The 8,739-nt window shown below is 48.4% G+C and carries 10 protein-coding genes; 9 read left to right on the plus strand and 1 reads right to left on the minus strand.

Annotated elements, in window-relative coordinates:
* Window positions 1-92 precede the first annotated feature (92 nt).
* The 9 genes from KDK16_RS10595 (at window position 93) to KDK16_RS10635 (ending at window position 8,427) form a co-directional block, all read left to right on the plus strand.
* Entirely contained in the window at window positions 93-1,874 is a 1,782-nt protein-coding gene (locus KDK16_RS10595; RefSeq protein WP_257276062.1) for a hypothetical protein, read from the plus strand.
* A gap of 94 nt (window positions 1,875-1,968) precedes the next feature.
* Window positions 1,969-2,805, plus strand: a complete 837-nt coding sequence (locus KDK16_RS10600) for a hypothetical protein (RefSeq protein WP_257276063.1) — start codon at window positions 1,969-1,971, stop codon at window positions 2,803-2,805.
* Between the two features lie 18 nt (window positions 2,806-2,823).
* A complete protein-coding gene (locus KDK16_RS10605; protein ID WP_257276070.1) occupies window positions 2,824-3,027 on the plus strand; it encodes a hypothetical protein in 204 nt (67 codons plus the stop codon).
* Window positions 2,930-3,301 carry a SycD/LcrH family type III secretion system chaperone gene (locus KDK16_RS10610; protein ID WP_257276069.1) on the plus strand — a complete coding sequence of 124 codons (372 nt, stop codon included), beginning with the start codon at window positions 2,930-2,932 and terminating at the stop codon, window positions 3,299-3,301. Before KDK16_RS10605 ends, KDK16_RS10610 begins: the two co-directional genes overlap by 98 nt.
* A gap of 16 nt (window positions 3,302-3,317) precedes the next feature.
* Window positions 3,318-4,871, plus strand: a complete 1,554-nt coding sequence (sctE, locus tag KDK16_RS10615) for a type III secretion system translocon subunit SctE (RefSeq protein WP_257276064.1) — start codon at window positions 3,318-3,320, stop codon at window positions 4,869-4,871.
* An 18-nt stretch (window positions 4,872-4,889) separates the two neighbouring features.
* Complete coding sequence (locus KDK16_RS10620) at window positions 4,890-6,383, plus strand: hypothetical protein (protein WP_257276065.1); 1,494 nt, start codon at window positions 4,890-4,892, stop codon at window positions 6,381-6,383.
* A gap of 61 nt (window positions 6,384-6,444) precedes the next feature.
* Complete coding sequence (locus tag KDK16_RS10625; protein WP_257276066.1) at window positions 6,445-7,719, plus strand: TyeA family type III secretion system gatekeeper subunit; 1,275 nt, start codon at window positions 6,445-6,447, stop codon at window positions 7,717-7,719.
* 78 nt (window positions 7,720-7,797) lie between these two features.
* Complete coding sequence (locus tag KDK16_RS10630) at window positions 7,798-8,169, plus strand: hypothetical protein (protein ID WP_257276067.1); 372 nt, start codon at window positions 7,798-7,800, stop codon at window positions 8,167-8,169.
* Between the two features lie 60 nt (window positions 8,170-8,229).
* Window positions 8,230-8,427: a hypothetical protein gene (locus KDK16_RS10635; RefSeq protein WP_257276068.1), complete on the plus strand. Its 198-nt coding sequence runs from the start codon at window positions 8,230-8,232 to the stop codon at window positions 8,425-8,427.
* A 144-nt stretch (window positions 8,428-8,571) separates the two neighbouring features.
* Here KDK16_RS10635 and sctI read toward each other — a convergent pair whose 3' ends face one another.
* Window positions 8,572-8,697 (minus strand): type III secretion system inner rod subunit SctI, encoded by a 126-nt coding sequence (gene sctI / locus KDK16_RS13615; RefSeq protein ID WP_373690979.1) that lies wholly within the window; start codon window positions 8,695-8,697, stop codon window positions 8,572-8,574.
* Window positions 8,698-8,739: the final 42 nt, after the last annotated feature.

Consider the following 8,739-nt stretch of genomic DNA (forward strand, 5'->3'; position numbering starts at 1 on the left):
CTTATTCTCTTTGAGTATTAAATCTACCTGCCGAAGCGATACTTCATCTAAGCTTTACTGAAGAACATGCTGCATTTTTCGGAAGAAGGTTTATGCCAGGGAGAACGTCGGGCGTTGATGCTCAAACTACACCACCCGTTGATTCAGTGCATCCAAAGCACGAGGTCAATAAATCGGGTCGGTTGGGTGCCAGAAATGTCACCGGAACACAGGGGCAGAGTCTGGTTGGCAGACGTGACAGTGAGGGCTCGGGCCCTGCACCCGAGAGTATTCACTCACGTTCTGCTTCTGTAACCTATTATGATCAGGAAGATTTGCCAGAACCTAAAGAAGAAGAGCTGGAATATTCACTGAGCAGCGGTGAAGCGTCTGAAATGCTCCGTTCGCTGGAAGCTTCGAGAAAGTCTCCCACAACCAGTCCTTCAGAATCTTATGGGCTTCACGGGGCACATTCAACACTTGATCCGGACGAAGACGAAGGTGCTCCGCTCCAGTCAGAACCTCGGCAACCATCTCCGGGTGAGGAAGTTGACGTTCATGCTCCGGGGACGGAAGATGGGCTAAATACATCAACAGCTTCTTCTCACTCTTCAAAAGCAAGGGTATCTGTCAGCTCATCCGCTGATCCTGATGCGCAAAGCAGAAAAGAAGCGTTCAAAAATGAGCTTCAGCCCAAGCTTGGCTTTCTCGATAAGCACAAAAAAGAGGCAACGGTCACCACAGTTGGAGGTATTCTGGTAGGTGTGGGCGCGGTTGCAACTATTGCTTTCCCCCCGTTAGGGATTTGTTTGTACGCTTGCGGAATAATGATGTTAAGTATGGGTCTCACAGAGATAATGGCCCCCTCAGGTGATGTCCAGCAGAACCTGCCTCAACCAAAACCCGATAAGCCTGAGCCCAAACCCGATGAGTCTAAATCCAAATCGGATGAAAGCAATGTGGATGATGGCAAGTTCATGGCTGTTCGCAAACCTGTACTGGAAGCTCTCACCCAGGGAGATGGCGTGATTTCTGTCCGGGAAGAGAGTTCTCTGGATGAAGACGAAGCCAAAGAAAGGCTTAAGAGGTTCGCACAAGAGGACAAGCTTATTGCAGGCCCCGAAGCGCTTTTGGAGCAAATGTCTAGTGGAATACAAACAGGCATGCCTCTCTCAGAGGTGGTTTCAGAGGCTATTGCCGGTGTCCTGAGTAGAGATAAGAGTTTTGACCCCCATGATGCTGAATTCAAAGCGGTCACAAACGCTATTTTGAGTGCGGCAGAAGCCATGATGAATGCCACATCGGCCAGTGAGAGAGAACAAGCTCTGGCTGCATTTCTAACGAAACTGAAAGAGATGCTGCCGAGAATGAGCGATGCATCCCTGGATCAGCTGATTGCTATGACCAGAGGAGCCATGGCCAGTCCTGGTACAGAAGAGGCAAGGGAAATATTGAGTAGTGTGTTGAAGTTGCTCGAAGCAGAAAAAGCAGAGCGATTGTTAAAGCACCAGTACCCAGTCGCATTTGGGGATTCTGCTGAGGTCTCTGACTTAGTGCCTGGACCACCAGTAGCCCTAAAATCTGGAAAATCACCGAGAACACCTCCACAGTCCTCTACTAGTGAAACAGGTGTTTCAGAGGCGGTTGATCCATCTATTTCAAAAAATCTGGTTCACTTCCGAGTGCTTTCTTTTGAGCTGAGCACTTTAGACAAGGCTGATCGTCTTGATGGCAGCGACAAGAATGACTTTCTGAAGGCCGCCAAGGAAGTGCTCGAAAGGCCCAGAGGGAAAAAGATCACGGGGGCACAGTTTTTAGACGAGCTTGAAAGGTATACACGCGATAAGTTCGCTAATGTGATTGAGAAGATGAGAAAGAAGGATTATTTCAAATAGCGCATAATTTACGTTTTTAATGAAATTTTCGCATGAAAACCATGTACTAAATTAATTCTAATGTGGTTTGCTCAGAGCGGCAGGGAGCCAATTTATGACTGATTCCACACCATCGGTGGATAACAAGGGAGGAGTAACACTCTCTGGCACGCGAGGGTCAGTTCATCTTACTGACGCTAAAAGGGACTCACTCAGGGCGGCGGGTTTCAGTGATGCTCAGATAGATGCTTTGCTCTCACTGGCCGACCCTGATGATCAGGGAAATTCCCTGACACCTACTCATTTTTATACTGTTGATAAGTCGACACTCAATTCTCTTCAATACGCTGGCAAGCTCACGGATGCGGCAAAACAGCTGGTTTATGTCCAGACGCCGGTCTCACTGATGAATCAGGTCAGTGATCCGAGCAACTGGCAGGGAGACAATTACATTGGCCCGGGGGCCGCCTCTGTGAATGCCTATTTGAATGGAGAGCCTGTCGATTTTTCCAAACCCAGTCTGGATGCCCTGGTGATGTCAGTTCTTACGGCCAGGGCGGAAATCATAGAGGTTCAACTCAGAGAGCAGATTGAATCGATTCAGGACAAGAATGCCCAGTTGGAAGTGGCAAACGACTGGTTAGCTAAAGCTAAAGCTAAAAAAGCAGACGCCGGTACATCGGGCACAACAACCTTTAGTCCGGAGTTCAAGGAGTTTTGGGACAGTCTCGGTGCCAAGTACCAGGGTGGTACTGATCACAATTCAGCAGACTGGGAGGTCAATATCGAAGGTTTAAAGACCAAAATTGAGGCATTGACCAGTCAATCCCAGCTGGAAACAACTAAACTACAGCAGACTATAAATAAATATAATCAAAGCTTTGAAATGCTTTCTAACTTCGTCAACAAATACTATCAGTCACTGAGTACAATTATTCAGAACCTACGGTGAATCATGGAGGATCACGCTGTGAATGAAGAAGCCAGAATGAACGAAACTGAAGAACTCGATGATATGCTTCTTGAGTTCTTTGGTAAGGGGGGAACCTTCAAAGATCTGAAGAATATGAGCGATGATGCCATGGAAGCTATATATAGCGTCGCTTATAACCTTTATCAGGGGGGGGAAGTACGAAGAGGCACAAAAGGTCTTTCAGTTCCTCTGCTTCTATGATCACTTCAATCGAAAATACTTCATGGGTCTCGGCGCCTGTCAGCAAATGATGAAGCAGTATGAAAATGCTATTGAGATCTTCACTTTTGCCACGGTACTGGATGCCGACGATCCCAGACCCATGATCTACATCGCTGACTGTCATCTGGCGATGGGTGACAACGAAAAAGCAAAAATGTCTTACGAGACGGCCATTGAATGGGCTGGAAATACGGCTGCTTACGAGGAAGAGAAACAGAGAGCCGAAAGCATGCTGGATAACCTGAGCAGTTAAGGGAAGAGGTGAAAGGATGTCTTCAATCAGTCAGGGACCTGTTACCACAGAGCAAACCGGAAACATTCATCAGGCTTCTTTTGATGCCGTTGATAGTGAAGAAAATCCGGTTCAACGAGGCTTTAGTCACCAGAACAGTTACTCCAGAACGGAAGGTGGTGAAGCCCCAAAAGCTCATATCAATGCGCCGGTTCTGGATGCTCCATCGGCTGATGCTGAGTCTGACAAGGCTACCGCAGAAGTATTGAAGCATCAGGAAGGGCAGGCCATGGAAAAGTCGGCAAACCGACCCAAGACGCCCGGTGAGGTGGTTCAGGAACAGAAAAATCTCCCCATCAGAAAGCAGACAAACCAGCTTCAGGCTAAGCGTACTGAGCTTGAAAGTATGGGCTTTAGTAAATCCCAAATTGACGGGATGCTGGCCGTGGCTGATCCCAATGATCCCAAAAACGCTCTTGCTCCGATGCACTCTTCTTCTGCCAGATTCAAAGATATGGAAGCCCGGGGTGGCGATCCCAAACTGAATACATTGTTCAATACTTTCGAAGATGTCATGGTCCGTTTCTCTGCCATCAGAGAAATTCCGGATGATCTGAAAGCTGAGCTGACTAAAGATCTCAATGCGTTTACCAAAGCGGCTTTCAACGCTGAAAAGCCTCTGGATATTGATAGCGCTACCACGATGCTGGTTCAGATTCAGTCAAAGTTACAGAACGAGCGACTCCGGTTTGATCAGGAGAGTATCAAGATAGGTCAGGTTGCTGCTGAGCAACGCAGTAGCAATATCATATCTAAAATCCGCGAATCCATTGCAAAAGTCGAAGAATCGAAAAAATCTCAAATGGTAGGGAAGATTTTCAGTTATATCGCGCTGGTATTCTTGGCGATTGCAACCGTCGCTGTGGCTGCTGCGGGAGTTCTTACCGGTGGTGCTTTAAGTATTGTTGCCGCAAGTCTGATGGTTGCAGCGACGGGTCTTATGATCACTATGACGGTTTCATCAGAAACCAGTAACTTTATGATGAAAATTTTTGACGGTCTTGCCAGTGACGAAGACGGTGAGAGAGATGGCAAAATTGGTGCCACGGTCTTTTGGGCCGTCATTATGATCGCACTTTCTGCGGGTGCAGCTTTCGCAGGCGGAGCTGCCGGTGCTGGTGGCGCCGCTGCCAGTACAGCCTCGGGAACAGCAACAGGGTCTTCAACCGCTGCATCGGTGACGGCGACAGGCGCCAACACGGCTGCAACCACATCAGCTGCTGTTGCAAAAAATGTTGCGATCCTGTCCAGGATAGGACAGACAGCCCAGTGGATAGGGGGGGCTGGTCAGATGGCTTCGGGTGGTGCTGATATCGGAACCTCTGTTTACAAATACGAAGCAGACATATTCAGGGCGGAAGCGCTTGAAGAAAAAGCCGAAATGGTCAGGATCCAGAAGGCCATCGATGATGCTATGGAAGGTTTGGAAAAGGCTATCCAAGAACTCCAGAATGGCTACTCCACAGCTGCCAGCATCATTAAAGCGAATCACGAAACCAAGACTACACTTGCGCGCAACCTGCGTGCCTGAGTCTCAAGGAGGTAGATTATGTCACAGGTAGGACAGACAGGTGCGTCACAGAATACGCCGGTGGACTATGGTTCTCAGGCATCAGGGCTAGGTGGCGCAGCCCCCTTGGATGAAGTCGGTCGTGGAGATCTCGATGGTGAAAACCTTCGATATTCCCGTGAAGCCAAAAATACCGAAGTATTGAAAGGTCAGCAGAAGAGGGCGCCAGAGCTTGATAAACCCGGTGATGTCAAGCCCACCCATCTTGAAACAGCCAATTCTGACGTCAACGATATCAGTAAGCTGACTCAGTCATCTCTTGAAAAGACTCAGAAGCTGGCGGAAAGTTTACGCAGTGGCAACCTCAATCCGCAACAGCAACAGCAACTGCAAAGAAACGCCGATCTTTTGAAAGGGAGTGCCGGTCTTTTAAGCAGTCTTCATGGTCACAATCTCGGAAGTGCAGAGGGTAAGAGAAGTGTTCTTGCCGGAATGGGCTTCAGTCAGAGCCAGCTCGATGCCCTGATGTCACTGGCTGATCCCGATGATGCGGGTAACTCTCTGGCGTCGATGCACGGAGGTCAGTCAGCCTTACAGGGTAAAAAAGACGCTCTGAAATCCATGGGTTTCAGTGAAAGTCAGGTGGATGCTTTGCTATCACTGGCTGATCCGGATGATGAAGGTAATTCACTGACGTCTACTCACCAGAGCGGGTCCGGGAAAAATAAATTGGCTCTTGCCTCTCAGGGTTTCAGCAATGCTCAGGCAGAACGTTTGACGGCAATGTTGAATGGCCAAACATTTGGCACTGAACAACAGAAAGATCTACTGAAACAAATGGGTTTCAGTGATCCAGAAGCCGATGTGCTACTGGCAACGGCCGATCCGCAATCTTTGAAAACTCTAGATAAGCTGGCTCGATCAACGGATGCTAATCAGCTGGCTCATCTGCAAGAGATGGCAAAGGCCGCCAACGTACTATCAACAGGCAGCCCGATCGGGGACAGGGTTCTGCAACAGCTGGTGGACATTTTTACTGTGTTTGAACTCCTTCATGAGATGAGTGTTCAGGGTCGAAGAACCGCCAGGGAAACCAGAGCCATTGAGTATGATGCGGCCAAGCAGGAAGTTCTGCACCAGGCCGGAGAAATGAGAAAAGCCGCCATCTTTTCTCTGGCAGCCGGAATGGCCAGTGGTGTCATGAAAATAGGGGCTGGTGCGGTGGCCATTCGCGGGGCATCGGGTGGTGGTTCCGCTGCTGATAGGAATATCAAGATGCAGCTGGCTACCCAGAAGGCTCAAATGGTAACGGGGGTGGGTGACATTATTTCTGCGGGTTTCAACTATCAGTCGTCTGAACACCAGGCACGACAGAAAGAGCATGAAGCCTTCCAGAAAACCCACGAAAACGCCGCCCAGAGTTCATCTGAATGGATGCAAATGCACCAGGACATGGTTAAGACGGTTCAAAGTAAAATGGACGAAATTATACGAACCTGGTTCGAAACACTGAAAACTACCACTAGAGGCTAGACAGAGACGCTCAGATTCGCGGATTTAGGAATTCCCGTCTACGACATGCAGGAGGCATGACATGACTATTCCACTCGACAGGGCCGGTGGTGCATCAACACCATCGTTTCTGGAGAGTAACCAGAACGTTGCAGGCAACCAGGGAGCCAAAGGCAAGGTTGCCGGACAGACGGTTCAGGTTCGGTCTGATGCTACTTCTGCACTGCTTGACAGTGCAGAAGAGCTTTCCATGGTCGCCGATCGCTTCAAGCAAACCAAACTCAAAGACAGAAAACTCTCTTCCGGTTCAGAACTCTCTGACAAGCTTCTTGAGCGCATCAAGAAAATACAGGCGATTCAGGAAACCCAGGCGTTTAAGGATCTCGCTAACCATTTCAGTAATCAAACCAATCTCAATCCCAATCAGGTTCTCAAGCAGGCTCAGGAATTTTCGGATGATGTGCTCGAGCAATTCGCGGCACTGGATTTTGCCGCAGACTATTTCGAAGAGCTAGGAGATCAAGAGAAAGCCAGTCAAATTCGAAAGGCTCAACAAAGCATCAGGGAAAAGAATCCGACACTGATCCAGGCTGGCCTCAATATCTCTGAGTCAGCAGCCCAGATGATCGAAGAAATGGGCTTTGATGTTGATGTTCGCACGGTCCGTGAAAGCTATGCTGATCTTATTGATTCAGCGAAGATGGATCACGTTCGAGATGATGGTTCACTCAAGAAAACTTACCGCTATCTAGTAGAAACTTATGGAGCAGAAAATCTTGAAGGGGCTATTCAGGGACAACTTGATCTCCTTGCGACGGACCTGAACTGTACGACTCATTCTACTTCACCGGTCAGATTGAAAGTCATTATTGATGATATGAAAGGCTTGAAGATTCAGTCAGGTGTTCATGATGCTTGCTGTGAAGCGGAAGAGAGGCTGGAAAGAACATTCCCTGAAGAAAACGTCGTTCGTCTTGTGCTGATGGGAGAGATGCTGGACCTCGTCGATAAACAGTGGGTCACAGAGTCTGACTTTGAAAAGTTACCGTTAAAAATGAATCTGGAAAAACTGGAAGCTCATATTTTTGCTCTGACTTCCATCGTGGATATTGTGAGGTCCATTCCTGAAGAAGTGTTTACCAATGATGAGACCAAGCTGAATATGTTGTCTGCGGCAACGGACAGTCTGGATAACAAAATTGAAGAGGAAGAGTCAGAGGCCATTGAAGAGGCTGTGCTGGATACCGAGCTGGATGACAGTTTCCTGGGTGAACTAACCGCTTCTTTGGATTTACCATCGAGTAAGAAAGTTGAAACACCTTTTTTTGCTGCTGAGAAGGAACAAAAATCTGAGTAGCCACCATGGAATAAGGCTCTGTGGGTGATAACAGGCAGGGGTAGCTGTGAAAGGACGCTAGCATGAGGGAAGCAGGCAATGGATTGGCGGGATGAGGTGATTTCGGATATTGGCCGGGGAATGGGTATTGAGGGACTCAGTTTCGGCGTCTCCGGAGTAATCAGCATTGAATTTGAATCTGAAAGGGCTCTGTATCTGGAGACACAGGAAGAGGGTGTTCTTATTTACATGGTTCAGGGGTTGTCCCGATTTGATGCCTGCAAAAGCCTGGTTCATGCGCTAAGAAAATGTCATTACACCCAGTCTCTTGCGCTGCCATTGCAGGCAGGGCTGAAAGGAGAAGAGGAACTGGTCTGGTTGATTCATCTCAATAATGAACAGTTCTCCCGTCCAACCGTTGAAAGTGCTATCGAAACAATAATTAGACAGTCTGAGCAGCTTGCTGCTTAAGGTTGCAAGGTGGCAGGCCCCGCTTGCTGAAAATGAAGACCAACTCAAGAGGTCTGTTATATGGCCGAAAATATTATCAACTCAAAAGGCCTGACAGAGAAAGCGCTTGAATCTGCCGAAACGTTTGCCGTTCCGGAAAAAGTGGATGCAGGTGCGGCCGATAAATTTGGCAGCCTGCTTTCAGGTGATGCTGATGGCCAGCATGTCATTGCCTTCCTTTTCAGAAAGGCCAGAATAGAGCTCAACCTGACACCCTGACAGCAGAAAGCTGAGGCAGATGACTCCCAGGTATTTCAGAGTACGGTGCACAGTTCCCTTGCTCATGAACGGATGACTCCGGCTGTATTTCTGGATCCAAAATTACCAGGCAGCTGTGCACTTGCTTCAGGACTTCGTCAGGAATTATTGATTTCGCAGCAGAGTATCAAACGTCTGGGTACTCTTACTGACAATCTTCCCTATGTAATCCTCGGTGACCATCAGGTTGGTCATGGCCATCTGGGTTTTAAACATGTCCTGCATGGTCATCGTTTCACCAGGCTGCAGGTTGGAAACGACATTCTCCTTACC

The organism is Endozoicomonas sp. SESOKO4 (assembly GCF_024606275.1).